The following is a 15,793-nucleotide window of genomic DNA, read 5'->3' as shown; positions in this document are numbered from 1 at the left end:
CAGCGCGCCAGCCACCCATCCCCTTTCGAAGGAATGGTCACGCCGAGGAGTTAACACTGGTTGGGGACCCCCCTGTGTGCGCCAGATCACAAAGCCAGACGCAATCCTTGCCGGCTCCGTCAGCCCCAGGGACTACGACGTGAGGAGGAGCGGCCCCACGGCCCGCGCGGTGGATAGTTCTCGTTGGCGCCGACCGACGGCGCCGCGCGCGCGCCGAGCTCGGCCGCCAGTTGCTGGAGCGCGGCGACGCGGTTCTGCGTCGAGGGGTGGGTGGCGAACAGGTTGTCCACCCCGTGGCCCGACAGCGGATTGATGATGAACATGTGCGCGGTCGCAGGGTTTCGCTCGGCCTCGTAGTTCGGGACCTGGTGCGCAGCGCCCTCGATCTTCACCAGCGCAGAGGCCAGCCACATCGGCTGTCCCACGATGCGCGCACCGAGATTGTCGGCGGCATATTCGCGGGTCCGGCTGATCGCCATCTGCACCAGCATGGCACCGAGCGGAGCGAGGATCATCAACAGGATCGAGCCGATGATGCCCGGACCGCTGTTGTTGTCGCGATTGCCGCCGAAGAACATGCCGAACTGCGCCAGCATCGAGATCGCACCGGCGATGGTCGCGGTGATCGTCATCAGCAGCGTGTCGTGATGCTTGATATGCGCGAGCTCGTGCGCAATCACGCCGGCGAGCTCCTCGCGGCTGAGCTGGTTCATCAGACCGGTGGTGACGGCGACCGCGGCGTTTTCCGGATTGCGGCCGGTGGCGAACGCGTTGGGCTGGATCTCATCCATCACGAACACGCGCGGCATCGGCAGGCCGGCGCGGCCCGCAAGCTCGGCGACGAGGCCGACCAGCTCCGGCGCGGTCGAACGATCGACCTCATGGGCGCCGTACATCGACAGCACCATGCGGTCGGAGTTCCAGTAGGTGAAGAGGTTGGTTGCGGCGGCAATGACGAGCGCGATCATGGCGCCCGAGGCGCCTCCGATCAGATAGCCGACGCCCATGAACAGGGCGGTCAGGCCAGCGAGCAGCATTGCGGTACGAAAATAGTTCATGGCCGTCTCCTGGGGCGGCCGCGGGCGAACCTCTGGCCGGCACCTTCGAAGTATGAATGCGGCCGCCGGCTGCAAGGTTCGTGCGTCGTGGAGCCGCAGACGCCAGCGGCGCCAGCCAGCCTTTCCGCCGCCACTAAAGCTTGACCGGGATTTGCGCAAAAACACACGCGGAGGCTTAGCAACCTGGAAAGCGCAATTTCCGCATAACTCGCGGTAACCGGGCACGCGGCATTGGCCTTGTGCATTGACCGGGTTCCCGTTGGCCTCCCGTCAGCAAGGTGACCGCCATGGTAGACCGCTCGAGCGCCGCCTCCGTCGCCCCCTCATCCGCCCCCTCCCCTCACGACGCCAGAACTGATGCGAAGGGTTTGCAGGACTCCCTGCACGAGCACCTCTTCACCAATGACGAGTCCGACCATGCTTCCACGACGCAGAGCGGGCAAGAATCGGGACGCCGCTGGCCGTATCTGCGGCGCGGAGCCAAGGTCGCGATCGGGCTCGCCATCGTCGCCGTGTTCGGCTGGCTGCCGCTGCGCGCGATCTGGGAAAATTCGAGCGTCGAAGCCGTGCTAAATTCCCGCCTCGTCACCTTGCGGACTCCGATCGGTGGCCGCGTCGCAGCCGCCCAGCGCGTCACTGACCAGGCCAAGCTCGAAGCCGGGACCGTCGTCCTGCGCGTCTTCAACTCGCGCGGCGATCGCACCCGGCTCGACGATCTCCGGCGGCAGAAATCGCGCCTGGAGAATGAACGGCCGAGCCTTGCGGCGAAGCTCGCTTCGGCGCAGGCGGCACAAAAGGATCTGGCGCGGCAGGCCGCGCTGTTTCGCGAAGGACGCGTGCTCCAGCTCGAGGCCCGCATCGCGGAGATCCAGACCTCGATCGAGGCTGCGGCGGCGCGGCGGGACGAGGCCAGTGCCGCCGTCGAGCGCGCCTCCTCGCTGGCAAAATCGGGCAATGTCTCGACCGTCGAACTGGCACGTCTGACGCGCGAGCTCTCGGTGTCGCAACAGACCGAGCTCGGTGCGCGCAAGCGGCTGGACGCGGCCAAGGTCGAGCTCGCCGCAGCGCGGAACGGATCCTTCCTCGGCGACAGCTACAACGACCGGCCGAGCTCGGTTCAGCGCGAGGAGGAGATGCGCCAGCGTGCCGGCGACCTCGAGGCCGATCTCGCGCGCACCGACACGGAGATCGCCTGGCTCGCCAACGAGATCATCGTCGAGGAGGTCCGGTTCGCGGATCTCACCGAAGCCAACATTACGACACCCGTCGCAGGCCGCGTCTGGGAAATGATGACATCTCCGGGCGAGGACGTGCAGGCAGGCCAGCCGTTGCTCAAAGTGCTCGATTGCAGCGGCGCCGTGATCACCGCCAATGTCACCGAGAACGTCTACAACCGCCTGCAGCTCGGCGACCACGCGACGTTCGAGCCCAATGACGGCGGCGAGCCGATCTCCGGCACCGTGGTCAACCTGACCGGCGCTGCCGGCGCGCCGGCCAATCTCGCCATCAATCCGGATGCGCTGAGCAAGGAGCCCTATCGTGTGACCGTGGCCTCGCGCGATGCCGCAGCTCGCGCCTGCACGGTCGGCCGCACCGGCCGCGTGGTGTTTGCGCGGCACGAGACCGCACCGTGACGGCGGCGCTGACGCCCGGCCTGATCGCGCTCGGCGCCTTCATGGCGATCGTACCGCTGCTGAGGCGCGACAGCACGATGGCACGCTCGTTCCTGGCCATTGTCTCGGTGACCTTGCTGCTGCGCTATCTCTATTGGCGGATCATGTCGACGCTTCCGCCGCCGCGCCTGACCGTCGATGCCGTGATCGGCTACCCCTTCATGCTGCTGGAGGCGGCCTCGCTCGTCGCGGTCGCGTTGTCGCTGCTGTTCCTGAGCCGGACGCGCGACCGCACCGGCGCAGCGAAGGTCGACGGCCGCACCACCGATCCGGGCGCACCGCTGATCGACGTCTTCATCTGCACCTACAACGAGGAACGAGGGATCCTCGAGCGTACGATCATCGGCGCGACGGGCATGGACTACGGCAATTACCGCGTCTGGGTGCTCGACGACGGAAGGCGGCCCTGGCTGCGGCGGCTGTCCGGCGAGCTCGGCTGCCACTATCTGACGCGGCCCGACAACCAGCACGCCAAAGCAGGCAACATCAATCACGCACTGAGGCATGTCGGGGCGCTGCCGGAGCGGCCGCAGTTCGTCGCCATTCTCGATGCGGACTTCGTGCCGCGGCCCGATTTCCTTGCGCGCACCGTCTCGCTCATGGACGATGCGTCGGTCGGCGTGGTCCAGACCCCGCAGCACTTCATCAATCCCGACCCGATCCAGACCAACCTCGCCGCGACCGACGTCTGGCCCGACGAGCAGCGCTTCTTCTTCGACATCCTGCTGCCGGCCAAGGACGCCTGGGGCGTCGCGTTCTGCTGCGGCACCTCCTCCCTCATCCGCTATTCCGGACTGATGCGGATCGGCGGCTTTCCGACCGATTCGGTGACGGAGGACTATCTCGTCACGCTGCGCCTCAAGGAACGCGGACTCAATACGATCTATCTCAACGAGCGCCTGACGATCGGGCTCGCGCCGGAAGGGCTGAAGGAATACATCACCCAGCGCGCCCGCTGGTGCCTCGGCTTGATGCAGATCGTGCGCGGCCGCAGCGGACCGCTCTCGCGGGACTCGAAGCTGCCCTTCATCGACCGCCTCTCGCTGGCCGACGCCTTCATGAGCTGGTCCGCGGTCTACACCTCGAAAGTGGCGGGCCTTGTGGTGCCCTGGCTGTTCCTGCTGTTCGGCATCCAGGCGGTGCGGGCCGATCTGAGCGAGCTGTTGCGGGTCTTTCTGCCCTTCTATGTCTGGAACGGCCTCAGCATGGCCTGGCTTTCGCGCGGCCGCTCGCTCGCAATGATGACGGATGTCTCCCAACTGATTGCCGCGCCTGCCGTGCTCAAGGCGGTGGCGACCGGCCTGCTGAAGCCGAAGGGACACAAGTTCAAGGTCACCGCGAAAGGCGGCGACCGCGACCGACGCTTCGTCGAATGGCCGCTGCTGCGCATCTACGGCTGCGCACTTTTCATCACGCTCGCATCGATCGCCTATGCCTTCATCCTGCAGCAGCGCGGCGAGAACATCGCCTATGGCGGACTGGCGCTGGCCTGGAGCTTCTACAACGCGTTCATCCTCACCGTGGTCTGCTTCGTCTGCATCGAGCAGCCGCGCAAGCGCAAGGCGGAGCGCTTCAATCGCAATGAGCCGGTGCTGCTGCGCCAGGACGGCAGGTCGCATCTGGCTCGGCTCGCCGATATCTCCATCACCGGCGCGCGGCTAATCGATCCCGATCCGCCGGCGCCTGGGAGCACCCTCGAGTGCCAGATCTACGGCCGCTCGATCGCGGCCATCGTGGTGCGGCGGACCATTGATGGATTTGCCGTGCGGTTCGCGGAAGGCATGGACACGCGCGTGCATGCAATCAGGGCGTTCTATGCCGGCGAATATGTTCGGGCCTATCGGGGCGTCAGGGCGCTCCCGGTCGGTAAGGCGCTGCTGATGCGGCTGTTCGGCTAGCGCCACGCACTGTTAGCGGCAAGGTCGGCTTCCTCTCCGCTAGGGGGCGGGATGCACCTCTCTCGAGCCATCCGACTCGACGCCTGTGGCCACTCGAGCGCTCTGGATATCGATCATCAATTGCTTCGCCATCTCCTGCAGGCGGTCACGATCCCGGTCGGTGAACTCCCGCGGCTGAGTATCGATCACACAAAGGCAGCCTACAACATGACCGGATGAAGTCCGGAGCGGGACCCCCGCGTAGAAGCGAATGCCTCGCTCCAGCACATGCGGATCGTCGGCGAAGCGCGGGTCTTCGGTCACATCCTCCGAAACCAGCATATCGCCTGCAGCGATCACATGCGCGTCGAGGGAGCCCTCGTGATTGCTCGGCAGACCTGCTTGAACTTCTTGGGCGCGGGCTTCAGCGGCGGTTAGCTGAATATGATCGACCAATGTCACCAGCGCGATCGGAACGTTGAACGCTTGCGCGACCTTTCTGGAGGCCTCATCCAGGTCCTGGCGTTTCGAGGCGTCCAAGCCAAGTCCGCGCAGCGCGGCGAGCTGCGCACGTTCGGCGTCGGCCGTGAGCTGGGGCGTATCGCCGAGAGCTGCCGCGCGACCGACCCATGCTTCAACCTGCTCGACGCATGCTTGGAGAGAGGCGAATGCCGCGTCGGCCGCCATCTGGGTCTTGAGCTCTCCCGTCTGTTCCGTTCCGGCGATCAAATTCCAGCAGCAGGCGGCAAGCTTCACCTGTGGAGCCCGACGGCGCAGGCGACGAAAGACATAGCGGGCGTAGACCTGCGGCTGCGGGTGAAAGTAGGACAGACACACCACGTCGACCCCCTGGAGATCGAGTTGCTCCAATGCTCCCCGACTGACCGCGATCGGCGGCAAGACCTTGGCGCCGATGGTGCGCTCCTCGAGCACCTGCGCGAGCATCTCCGCCGCTGCATGATCGAGCTCCGTGCGTCCAGCGAGACAGAGGACGCATGGTCGCTGCGCAGTGTGATTTCCCTCGTCCACTGCATTCGCTTTTTCGCGGATATGGTCATCAACCTCCCGGACAACCGAAATAGCCGTATCCGCAACAAGACGCCGGTAATTGGTGTCGATGCCGCTGCGCTGACGATCATTCTCCGCCAGGCGCAGCGCCGGAATTCCGACGTTGTCGTACAGCTCGCGCGAGGAACACTCGTCGACATAGTTCTCGGCGAACTCAACCGCCTCCTCCAGGTTGCCAGCCAATAACCGCTGGTAGAGTTGCTCCTCCGGCGCGAGCACAGGGTCGCTGCCGAGCAGAACGCCCAAGAACTCCAACTGCGGGACGTAGCGCCCCATGACGACGAGGCAGACGGTCAAAGGCGTCGCCAGAAACAGCCCGACGGGTCCCCAGAGCATCGTCCAGAAGATCGCGGCGATGATAATTGCGAGGGACGACAGCCCGGTGCTGGATCCGTAGAGCCAAGGCTCGACAACATTGTTGCTGACGAGTTCAGCCGTAACGAACAAACCGACGACCCAGAACAGCATCGTCCAGCCTGGATCGACGGCGATGGCCAGGGCAACGGGAAATATAGCAGCCAGGAAAGGACCGAGGTAGGGAATGAATCGAAGTACCGCTGCGAGCAAGCCCCAAAGAATCGCGTTCGGCACGCCAACAAAGTAGAGTGCAACACCGATCGGCACGCCGTAAGTCAGATTGACAACAAGCTGCATCAGCAGATAGCGGCTGACCCGCGAGGCAGCATCGTTGATGGCCTGAGTACTCTTCTGAAGGTCACCGGCTCCGGCTAACTTGATGAATCGGTCGCGCAGGTCTTCGCGCTCGAGCAGCACGAAGATCACGAAAATGACGACCAGCCCGGAAGTCGCAAGCGGTGCCAGCAATGGACCTATGACCGATCGAATGAGCTCCAGCGGTCTCGGCTGTGGCGGCTCCACCCGCACGGTGACAGGCTCCCGACTCTCACTACCGGTGCCAAGCCGGGAGGATGCTGCCGCCGACTTTTTCTCATCTCCCGAGATCTCTCTGCCGAGATCCTGCATCGTCGTGGTAACGGCGTCGACGACCCCGCCGCCCGGCGCGGAGCTTTGCAACGAGCGGATCTTCTCGGTGATGGTGGTCTGATAATTGGGAAGGTTGCTGGCGAGTTGGACCAGTTGGCGCCCAACGACCAAGGCGACCCCTGCGACGACGATGAAGGCAATGGAAACGGCAATTAGCACCGCTGCAATGCGGGGCACTTTCCAACGTCTCAGCCAATTGACCAAGGGCGTGAGAACGAAGCTCAGCAGGATCGCAAGGGCAAAAGGAACGAAGATTTCCCGGCCGAGATAGAGGGCTCCGATGGCTAGGACGATGCCGCCGGCCGTGAGCATGGGCGAGGTTGCGGCTCGCACGGCCGGTGTTCGTTGCGTCGACGCCGGAGGCAACTCGGCCACAGATCGAGCCTTTCCGTAACGGTTTCGACAGGTCAACCCCGATTCGGCGGGATTGATCCAACCGAGCCGATGGCTTGATTTCTGAATACATGCCCCTGCGCACCAAGGCGGGCGACCTATCGTCCTCTAGATCAGGTGCAGGGTGGGGATGGCCTGGGGCGGCCGCTTCCCCTAAACTTCGGCCGAATCCACGCCTGCCCTTCCCCGCCGGAACCCCCATGGTCCAGACCCGATTTCCGATCGCGGCCCTCGCGCTTATCGCATGCACGGCCACGGCATCCGCCCAAATGCTTCCGCCTCCTGCCAAGCCCGCAGTGCCGAAGGCCCCCTCGCCGCGCGGGGCCTCGTGCCACAATGGCGCGAGCTTCGATCGCTTCCTGACCGAGGTGAAGCAACAGGCGGTGGCCGCCGGCGTGTCGCAGCGCACGATCGCGGAGGCATCGCCCTATCTCGTCTACGACCAGGGCATCGTCAACCGCGACCGCGGCCAGCGCGTGTTCGGACAGCTCTTCACCGAATTCGCCGGCCGCATGGCCGCGGCCTATCGCATGCAGAACGGGCAGCAGCACATCAAGCAATACGCCGCGGCGTTTGCGCGCGCGGAAAAGGAATACGGCGTGCCGCCCGCGGTGATCGCCGCGTTCTGGGGCCTCGAGAGCGATTTCGGTGCCAACATGGGCAATTTGCCGACGCTGAAATCGCTGGTGTCGCTCGCCTATGATTGCCGCCGTTCGGAGATGTTCGTGAACGAGACCATCGCGGCGCTGAAGATCATCGACCGCGGCGATCTGCATCCCGACGAGATGATCGGCTCCTGGGCCGGCGAGCTCGGCCAGACCCAATTCCTGCCCGTGCACTACGTCAACTACGCGGTCGACTTTGACGGCGACGGACGGCGCGACCTGTTGCGCTCGCCGGCCGACGTGATCGGCTCGACCGCGAACTACATCGCAAACGGATTGAAGTGGCGGCGCGGCGAGCCGTGGCTCGAGGAGATCAAGGTGCCGCCGAACCTGCCGTGGGAGAAGACCGATCTCACGGTACGCGAGCCGCGCTCGACATGGGCGCAACTGGGCGTCACCTATCCCGACGGCCGGCCCTTGCCGAACGACAATCTCGCAGCCTCCGTGCTGCTGCCGATGGGACGCTTCGGGCCGGCCTTCATGGCCTATCCGAATTTCGCGGCCTACACCGAGTGGAACAACTCGCTGATCTACGCGACCACCGCGGGCTATCTCGCCTCGCGCATCGCCGGGGCCGCGCCGATGCGCAAGCCGGCGGCGCCGGTCGCGCAATTGCCGTTCAACGAGCTCAAGGAATTGCAGCAGCTCTTGGTGCGCGCCGGCTTCAACGTCGGCAAGGTCGACGGTGTGCTGGGGCAGCAGAGCCGCGCCGCGGTGAAGGCGACGCAGATCAAGTACGGCCTGCCGGCGGATTCCTGGCCGACCGCCGAGCTGCTCGCGCGCATGCGCGGCGGCACGGCGCAGGTCCTGCCCCAGACGACGGTGCGGTAGAATTTTCGCATCGCACAAGTCTCTTTCCGCGATTGCAATTTTCCATGAGGCTCCCATGTGAGTGGCTCAGGTTTTCTCCTGAGATTTCCCACCATTTGAAGCGAGCATCACATGTCCTTCTACGACGCCGTCGTCCCCGCCTATTTGCAGATGCTGAACAGCGTGACCGGGCTGCTCACCAAAGCTGAGGCGCATTGCGCGGCCAGGAAGATCGATCCCAGCGTCCTGCTCGGCTCGCGCCTCTTCCCGGACATGCTGCCGCTGTCGCGGCAGATCCAGCTGGTCAGCGACTATCCGACCAGAGGCTGTGCGCGGCTGACGCATAGCGAGGTCCCCTCGACGCCCGACACCGAAACGAGCTTTGCGGAGTTGAAGCAGCGGCTGGCGAAAACGATCGACTATTTCAAATCCTTCAAGCCCGAGCAGTTTGAGGGCGCCGACGCCAAGGACGTCACCTTTCCGATCGGCCCCGGCAAGACCATCACCATGACGGGACAGCAATTCCTGAGCTCGTTCTCGCTGCCGAACCTCTATTTCCACGCCGCGATCGCCCACGGCATCTTGCGTCACAACGGCGTTGAGATCGGCAAGCGCGATTTCCTCGGCGCGAACTGATTTCTGAAATCGCACGGCCGCGACAGTGGGATTTCACTGTCGCAGCCGACATTGCACACGAATTATGCTACGCGCGCCCTGCCGCGCAGCTCGTCTGCACTTTGCGTATGGCTCATCCCTTGCGCCCGATGCCGCGATGCACAATTGTTCGAGACCTCTCATCGCCTGGAAGCATTCCCATGAGCCGTTCGACCAAATTGTTTGAGACCTACAAGCTCGGCCCCATCACGCTGGCCAACCGTCTGGTCATGGCGCCGCTGACGCGCAACCGCGCCGTACCCGGCACCTTCGTGCCCGGTCCGCTCGCCGCCGATTATTACGCCCAGCGTGCATCCGCGGGCCTGCTGATCACCGAGGCGAGCCAGGTCTCGCAACAAGGTCAGGGCTACCAGGACACGCCCGGCATCTATAGCAAGGAGCAGGTCGCCGGCTGGCGCAAGGTCACCGACAAGGTGCATGAACGCGGCGGCAAGATCTTCATCCAGCTCTGGCATGTCGGCCGCATCTCGCATGTCGATCTGCAGGCGAATGGCGCAGCCCCGGTGGCACCGAGCGCGATCCGAGCCAAGGGCAAGACCTTCGTCAACGGCGGCTTCGCCGACGTCTCCGAGCCTCGCGCGCTCGAGCTCTCGGAAATCCCTGCAATCATCGACGACTTCAAGCGCGCCACGAAGAACGCGCTGGAAGCGGGCTTCGACGGCGTCGAGATCCACGGCGCCAACGGCTACTTGCTCGAGCAGTTCGCCAAGGACGGCGCCAACAAGCGCACTGATGCCTATGGCGGCTCGATCGAGAACCGCGCGAAGCTGATGCTGGAGGTCTCCAAGGCCGTCGTCGCCGAGGCCGGCGCCGAGCGCACCGGCATCCGCATCTCGCCGGTGACGCCGGCCAACGACATCTCGGATTCCAACCCGCAGGCCCTGTACGATCACATCGTCGACGGCCTCAGCGCGCTGAAGCTGGTCTATCTCCATGTGGTCGAAGGCGCCACCGGGGGGCCGCGCGACATCGCGCCGTTCGACTATGCATCGTTGCGCAACCGCTTCTCGGGCGCCTACGTCGCCAACAACGGCTACGATTTCGAGTTGGCCAGCAAGGTGCTGGACGCGAACGTCGCCGATCTCATCGCCTTCGGCAAGCCGTTCATCTCCAATCCCGACCTCGTCGAGCGGCTGAAGCAGGGAGCGGCGCTGAACGACTGGGACAAGAACACCTTCTACGGCGGCGGCGCCAAGGGCTACACGGATTACCCGACGCTCGCGGCCGAGCCGGCGGAGTAGGTTCTTCTCCACGCATGACGCTGTCATGCCCCGCGAAGGCGGGGCATCCAGTACGCCGCGGCTTCTCGGTTCAACCACGACCGTCTCTGGAATACTGGATTGCCCGCCCCTGTGCGCAATTGCGCACTAGGCGGGCAATGACACCGAGGGTGTGAAAAACCCTCGCACCACAACGACAAAAGAAAAAGGCCGGGATCGCTCCCGGCCTTTCGTGTTTGATATCGCTCTAAGCGCCGCTTACTTCACTTCCGCGCGCTTGGGCGGAGTGGCGGGCCACGACTTGATCAGGGTGTCGTAGTCCACCGTCTCGCCCTTCGGCTTCTCGTTGGCGAGCTTGCGCTGTGGCGCGATGGTGCCGTCCTTCTGGGCCTTGGCGAACCAGTACTCGGCCGACTCCTTCTTGTGCAGCTTCGGACCGCAGGCGCCCTGCACGCCGGACTTCTCCAGACGCTCCAGCACGGAGTCCTGGGCCGCCGCGAGAGCATCCATCGCCTGCTGCGGCGTCTTCGCACCGGACGACGCATCGCCGATGTTCTGCCACCACAGCTGCGCGAGCTTCGGATAGTCGGGCACGTTGTTGCCGGTCGGGGTCCACTGCACGCGCGCGGGCGAGCGGTAGAACTCGATCAGGCCGCCGAGCTTCGGCGCACGCTCGGTGAACGACTTGTCCCAGATGTCGGATTCACGGATGAAGGTGAGACCGACATGGCTCTTCTTCAAGCTCACCGACTTGGAGACGATGAACTGGAGATAGAGCCAGGCTGCCTTGCGGCGATCCGGCGGAGTCGACTTCAGCAGCGTGGCGGAGCCAGCGTCCTGGTAGCCGAGCTTCATGCCTTCCTTCCAGTAGGAGCCGTGCGGCGACGGAGCCATACGCCACTTCGGCGTACCGTCCGCATTCACCACCGGCAGACCCGGCTTCACCATGTCGGCAGTGAAGGCGGTGTACCAGAACATCTGCTGGGCGATGTTGCCCTGCGACGGCACGGGGCCGGACTCGGAGAAGGTCATGCCCTGCGCCTGCGGCGGGGCGTACTTCTTCATCCAGTCGAGATACTTCGTGATCGAGTAGACTGCGGCCGGACCATTGGTGTCGCCGCCACGCTCCACCGAAGAGCCGACCGGGCGGCAGCCCTCCATCCGGATGCCCCATTCGTCGACCGGCAGACCGTTCGGAATGCCCTTGTCACCGTTGCCGGCCATCGACAGCCAAGCGTCGGTGAAGCGCCATCCGAGCGAGGGGTCCTTCTTGCCATAGTCCATATGGCCGTAGACCTTGACGCCGTTGATCTCCTTGATGTCGTTGGTGAAGAACTCGGCGATGTCTTCATAAGCCGACCAGTTCACGGGCACGCCGAGCTCGTAGCCATACTTGGCCTTGAACTTGGCCTTGTAGTCGGCATTGGTGAACCAGTCGTAGCGGAACCAGTAGAGGTTCGCGAACTGCTGGTCGGGCAGCTGGTAGAGCTTGCCGTCCGGCCCGGTGCCGAACGACTTGCCGATGAAGTCGTTGACGTCGAGCATGGGGTTGGTGACGTCCTTGCCCTCGCCGGTCATGTAGTCCGACAGCGCAATGGTCTGGCCGTAGCGGAAATGCGTGCCGATCAGGTCGGAGTCGTTGATCCAGCCGTCATAGACGTTCTTGCCCGATTGCATCTGGGTCTGGAGCTTCTCGACGACGTCACCTTCCTGGATGAGATCGTGCTTGAGCTTGATGCCGGTGAGCTCGGAGAATGCCTTGGCGAGCGTCTGCGCCTCGTATTCATGAGTCGTGATCGTCTCGGAGACGACGTTGATCTCCATGCCCTTGAAGGGCTCGGCGGCCTTGGCGAACCACTCCAGCTCCTTCTTCTGGTCTTCCTTCGACAGCGTCGAAGGCGTGAATTCCGCGATCCATTTCTGGATCACGGCCTCGTCGGCGGCGCGAACCGGCGCCGAGACGGCGAACGACACCGCGATGATCGCAGCGGCGCTGGACATGGTCAGAAAACTATTCTTGGTCAATGGACCTTTCCTTCTCCTAAACTGTCGCATGTTGTTCCTCCGTTGCAGCGACAAACTTTTATACAGGCCCGGGTTGGTCCCGGATCTGGCCGTCCCTTCGCAAGCTTCAGACCGTGCGGAAAATGAGCGCGGCCGTGACCAGCGAAATTCCTGATGCGAGCCACAGGCTCGAGATTTCAAACCCCTCCTCGCCGATAGGCAGCGTAGCGATCGCGTCGGTGCCGACGAGGCCGATCCACGCGAGGTGGATGACGGCGGCCGCAATCAGCGAGATGAACAGGCGGTCGCCGCGCGTGGTCGGGATGCGCAGCACGCCGACACGCTCGGCCTCGGGATAGACCGCGGCGAGCCAGGTCATCACGAGAAGCGTGCAGGCGAGCGCGGCGAAGAAGATCGCGGTCGGCAGCGTCCAGGCCATCCATGCGATGGATTCCATTGATGCCTCCTCAGACGCGGCCGAGCGCGAAACCGCGCGCGATGTAGTTGCGGACGAACCAGATCACCAGCGCGCCCGGAATAATGGTGAGCACCCCGGCGGCGGCGAGCAGGCCCCAATCCATGCCGGCCGCCGACACCGTACGCGTCATGATCGCTGCGATCGGCTTGGCATGCACCGACGTCAGCGTGCGCGCGAGCAAGAGCTCGACCCAGGAGAACATGAAGCAGAAGAAGGCGGCGACGCCGATGCCGCTCGCGATCAGCGGCACCAGGATCTTGATGAAGAAGCGCGGGAAGGAATAGCCGTCGAGGAACGCGGTCTCGTCGATCTCGCGCGGCACGCCGGAGACGAAGCCTTCGAGGATCCACACCGCGAGCGGCACGTTGAAGATGCAGTGCGCGAGCGCGACGGCCCAGGGGGTGTCGAACAGGCCGATCGCCGAATAGAGATTGAAGAACGGCAGCGCATAGACCGCCGCCGGCGCCATGCGGTTCGACAACAGCCAGAAGAATAAATGCTTGTCACCGAGGAAACGGTAGCGCGAGAAGGCGTAAGCCGCCGGCAGCGCCACGGCGATCGAGATGATGGTGTTGAGGACGACGTATTCGAGCGAATTGATGTAGCCCGAATACCAGCTCTCGTCGGTGAAGATGCGCTTGTAGTGCTGCAGCGTCGGAGTGTGCGGCCACAGCGTCATCGTCGAGACGATCTCGCTGTTGGTCTTGAAGCTCATGTTGACGAGCCAGTAGATCGGCAGCAGCAGGAAGATCAGGAACAGCCCCATGATGAGGCGACGGCCGGGGATCGAATGCATCAGGCCACTCCTTCCCTTGGCTCGAGTGCGGGCACGGGCTTGAGCGCGGCCGCGGGCTTGGGCTCCGCCGCCGGCTCGCTCGAAGCCTGGACTTTGCGTTCGACACCGGCATTGGTCATGACGGTGTAGAAGATCCAGCAGACGATCAGGATGATGAGGTTGTAGACCAGCGACAGCGCCGCGGCCTTGCCGAGGTCGAACTGGCCGAGCGCAATCTTGACCAGCTCGATCGACACGAAGGTGGTGGAATTGCCGGGCCCGCCACCGGTGACGACGAACGGCTCGGTGTAGATCATGAAGCTGTCCATGAAGCGCAGCAGCACCGCGATCAAGAGCACGCGGTTCATCTTCGGCAGCTGGATCGCCTTGAACACGGCCCAGCGCGAGGCGCCGTCGATCTGCGCGGCCTGGTAATAGGCTTCGGGAATCGACTTCAGGCCGGCATAGCACAGCAGCGCGACGAGGCTGGTCCAGTGCCAGACGTCCATCACGATGACCGTGAACCAGGCATCGACGTCGTTGGAGACGTAATTGTAATCGAAGCCCATGGCATTGAGGACGTAGCCGAGCAGGCCGATGTCGGGACGCCCGAAGATCTGCCAGATGGTGCCGACCACGTTCCAGGGGATCAGCAGCGGCAGCGCGAGAATGACGAGGCAGGCTGCGACGGTCCAGCCCTCGCGCGGCATCGACAACGCGACGACGATGCCGAGCGGCACCTCGATGGCCAGGATAACGAGCGAGAAGAACAGGTTGCGGCCGAGCGAGGCGAGAAAGCGGCCGCCGAGATCGGTGGAGGGATCGAGCAGCTCCTTGAACCAGCCGACGCCGTTCCAGAAGAACTGGTTGTTGCCGAAGGTATCCTGCATCGAATAGTTCACCACCGTCATCAGCGGCAGCACCGCCGAGAAGGCGACGACCAGGAACACCGGCAGCACCAGGAACCAGGCTTTTTGGTTGACGGTCTTGTCCATCAGGCGGCTCCCTCCACGAGAAGGCTGTCGGCATAGACGTGGACGTGCGACGGATCGAATTTCAGCCCGGCGGTACCGTCCGCGCTGGTGAAGCCGCCAGGAGCGCGCGCCGCGAGCTTGGCATCGCCGACGCGCACGCGCGCGAAGCGGATGCGGCCGAGGTCGTCGATGCGATCGATCCTGGCGGTGAGCAGGCCAGGTGCGGGCGCGACCACCTCGACGAATTCGGGACGAACGCCGATCTCGATCTTCGCCCCGGCAGGCAGATTGTCGTAGCTGCGGTTCAGCGCGATGACGTGGCCGTCGATCCTGGCCTCGCGCCCCCTCACCTCGGCCGGCAGGATGTTCATGCCGGGCGAACCGATGAAATAACCGACGAAAGTATGCGCCGGCTTGTCGAACAGCTCGGCCGGCGTGCCGCTCTGCACGACGCGACCGTCATGCATGACCACGACGGTGTCGGCGAAGGTCAGCGCCTCGGTCTGGTCATGGGTGACATAGATCATCGTGAGGTCGAGCTCGCGATGCAGCGCCTTCAGCTTGGAGCGGAGCTGCCATTTCAGCTCGGGATCGATCACCGTCAGCGGCTCGTCGAACAGCACGGCGGCAACGTCGTTGCGCACGAGACCGCGGCCGAGCGAGATCTTCTGCTTGGCGTCGGCGGTCAGGCGCGTGGCCTTGCGGTTCAGATAGGGCTCGAGATCGAGCAGGCGACCGATCTCGGCGACGCGCCTGTCAATGTCGGCCTTCGGCACGCCGCGATTCTTCAGCGGAAACGCCAGATTCTCCCCCACCGTCATGGTGTCGTAGATCACCGGAAACTGGAACACCTGCGCGATGTTGCGCTTCTGGGTTGACAGCGGTGTGATGTCCTTGCCGTCGAACAGGATCTTCCCCCGCGACGGCGTGATGATGCCGGAGATGACGTTCAGAAGCGTGGTCTTGCCGCAGCCGGAGGGGCCGAGCAGCGCATAGGCGCCGCCCTGCCGCCAGGTCATGGTGACAGGCTTGAGCGCAAAGCTCTCCTGCGGCGCATCGTTGCCGCCGTAGGAATGGGCGAGATCGACGAGGTCAATGCGGGCCATGGCGCATCTCCC

Annotated in this window: 12 protein-coding genes; 5 read left to right on the top strand and 7 right to left on the bottom strand. The window is 64.2% G+C overall.

From position 1 onward, the window contains the following. Positions 1-119: 119 nt before the first annotated feature. Positions 120-1,058, bottom strand: a complete 939-nt coding sequence (gene htpX, locus I6F36_RS36540) for a zinc metalloprotease HtpX (RefSeq protein WP_036037078.1) — start codon at positions 1,056-1,058, stop codon at positions 120-122. Between the two features lie 287 nt (positions 1,059-1,345). Between htpX and I6F36_RS36535 the strand changes: the two genes are divergently transcribed. Both I6F36_RS36535 and I6F36_RS36530 read left to right on the top strand, forming a co-directional pair. Beyond that, the gene (locus tag I6F36_RS36535) at positions 1,346-2,692 is read left to right on the top strand and encodes an HlyD family secretion protein (RefSeq protein ID WP_225173109.1); all 1,347 of its coding nucleotides are present in this window, start codon (positions 1,346-1,348) and stop codon (positions 2,690-2,692) included. Then, complete coding sequence (locus I6F36_RS36530; protein ID WP_225173108.1) at positions 2,689-4,629, top strand: glycosyltransferase; 1,941 nt, start codon at positions 2,689-2,691, stop codon at positions 4,627-4,629. The genes I6F36_RS36535 and I6F36_RS36530 overlap by 4 nt, the downstream gene beginning before the upstream one ends. Positions 4,630-4,668: 39 nt before the next feature. Here the strand turns inward: I6F36_RS36530 and I6F36_RS36525 are convergent, their stop codons facing one another. Next, on the bottom strand, positions 4,669-6,993 hold the full coding sequence (locus I6F36_RS36525) for an AI-2E family transporter (RefSeq protein WP_225173107.1): 2,325 nt from the start codon (positions 6,991-6,993) through the stop codon (positions 4,669-4,671). Between the two features lie 281 nt (positions 6,994-7,274). Here I6F36_RS36525 and I6F36_RS36520 point away from each other — a divergent pair, with 281 nt between their 5' ends. From I6F36_RS36520 to I6F36_RS36510, 3 genes are all read left to right on the top strand, one after another. Further along, complete coding sequence (locus I6F36_RS36520; protein WP_109145014.1) at positions 7,275-8,570, top strand: lytic murein transglycosylase; 1,296 nt, start codon at positions 7,275-7,277, stop codon at positions 8,568-8,570. A 111-nt stretch (positions 8,571-8,681) separates the two neighbouring features. Next, entirely contained in the window at positions 8,682-9,185 is a 504-nt protein-coding gene (locus I6F36_RS36515; RefSeq protein ID WP_225173106.1) for a DUF1993 family protein, read from the top strand. Between the two features lie 179 nt (positions 9,186-9,364). Further along, the gene (locus I6F36_RS36510; protein WP_225173105.1) at positions 9,365-10,465 is read left to right on the top strand and encodes an alkene reductase; all 1,101 of its coding nucleotides are present in this window, start codon (positions 9,365-9,367) and stop codon (positions 10,463-10,465) included. Between the two features lie 237 nt (positions 10,466-10,702). On the opposite strand, the gene I6F36_RS36505 is transcribed toward I6F36_RS36510, so the two are convergent. The 5 genes from I6F36_RS36505 to I6F36_RS36485 all read right to left on the bottom strand — a co-directional run bounded on the left by I6F36_RS36505 (position 10,703) and on the right by I6F36_RS36485 (position 15,781). Continuing rightward, positions 10,703-12,445 carry an ABC transporter substrate-binding protein gene (locus tag I6F36_RS36505; RefSeq protein ID WP_036013842.1) on the bottom strand — a complete coding sequence of 581 codons (1,743 nt, stop codon included), beginning with the start codon at positions 12,443-12,445 and terminating at the stop codon, positions 10,703-10,705. A 130-nt stretch (positions 12,446-12,575) separates the two neighbouring features. Next, complete coding sequence (locus I6F36_RS36500; RefSeq protein WP_036013844.1) at positions 12,576-12,905, bottom strand: DUF2160 domain-containing protein; 330 nt, start codon at positions 12,903-12,905, stop codon at positions 12,576-12,578. 10 nt (positions 12,906-12,915) lie between these two features. Next, positions 12,916-13,722: a carbohydrate ABC transporter permease gene (locus tag I6F36_RS36495; RefSeq protein WP_036013847.1), complete on the bottom strand. Its 807-nt coding sequence runs from the start codon at positions 13,720-13,722 to the stop codon at positions 12,916-12,918. Next, entirely contained in the window at positions 13,722-14,696 is a 975-nt protein-coding gene (locus I6F36_RS36490) for a carbohydrate ABC transporter permease (RefSeq protein ID WP_036024799.1), read from the bottom strand. The genes I6F36_RS36495 and I6F36_RS36490 overlap by 1 nt, the downstream gene beginning before the upstream one ends. Next, positions 14,696-15,781: an ABC transporter ATP-binding protein gene (locus tag I6F36_RS36485; protein ID WP_225143206.1), complete on the bottom strand. Its 1,086-nt coding sequence runs from the start codon at positions 15,779-15,781 to the stop codon at positions 14,696-14,698. The genes I6F36_RS36490 and I6F36_RS36485 overlap by 1 nt, the downstream gene beginning before the upstream one ends. Positions 15,782-15,793: the final 12 nt, after the last annotated feature.

The sequence above is a fragment of the Bradyrhizobium sp. BRP19 genome, from assembly GCF_020194195.1.
GTDB lineage: Bacteria > Pseudomonadota > Alphaproteobacteria > Rhizobiales > Xanthobacteraceae > Bradyrhizobium > Bradyrhizobium yuanmingense.
Note: the sequence above shows the minus strand (reverse complement) of the source record. Positions and strands in the feature narration are given on the sequence as shown.

Bases quoted from the DNA above. Each gene is read 5' to 3' on its own strand.
- htpX (WP_036037078.1), bottom strand. From the start codon at position 1,058: ATGAACTATTTTCGTACCGCAATGCTGCTCGCTGGCCTGACCGCCCTG.
- I6F36_RS36535 (WP_225173109.1), top strand. From the start codon at position 1,346: ATGGTAGACCGCTCGAGCGCCGCCTCCGTCGCCCCCTCATCCGCCCCC.
- I6F36_RS36525 (WP_225173107.1), bottom strand. From the start codon at position 6,993: ATGCTCACGGCCGGCGGCATCGTCCTAGCCATCGGAGCCCTCTATCTC.
- I6F36_RS36520 (WP_109145014.1), top strand. From the start codon at position 7,275: ATGGTCCAGACCCGATTTCCGATCGCGGCCCTCGCGCTTATCGCATGC.
- I6F36_RS36515 (WP_225173106.1), top strand. From the start codon at position 8,682: ATGTCCTTCTACGACGCCGTCGTCCCCGCCTATTTGCAGATGCTGAAC.
- I6F36_RS36510 (WP_225173105.1), top strand. From the start codon at position 9,365: ATGAGCCGTTCGACCAAATTGTTTGAGACCTACAAGCTCGGCCCCATC.
- I6F36_RS36505 (WP_036013842.1), bottom strand. From the start codon at position 12,445: ATGTCCAGCGCCGCTGCGATCATCGCGGTGTCGTTCGCCGTCTCGGCG.
- I6F36_RS36500 (WP_036013844.1), bottom strand. From the start codon at position 12,905: ATGGAATCCATCGCATGGATGGCCTGGACGCTGCCGACCGCGATCTTC.
- I6F36_RS36495 (WP_036013847.1), bottom strand. From the start codon at position 13,722: ATGCATTCGATCCCCGGCCGTCGCCTCATCATGGGGCTGTTCCTGATC.
- I6F36_RS36490 (WP_036024799.1), bottom strand. From the start codon at position 14,696: ATGGACAAGACCGTCAACCAAAAAGCCTGGTTCCTGGTGCTGCCGGTG.
- I6F36_RS36485 (WP_225143206.1), bottom strand. From the start codon at position 15,781: ATGGCCCGCATTGACCTCGTCGATCTCGCCCATTCCTACGGCGGCAAC.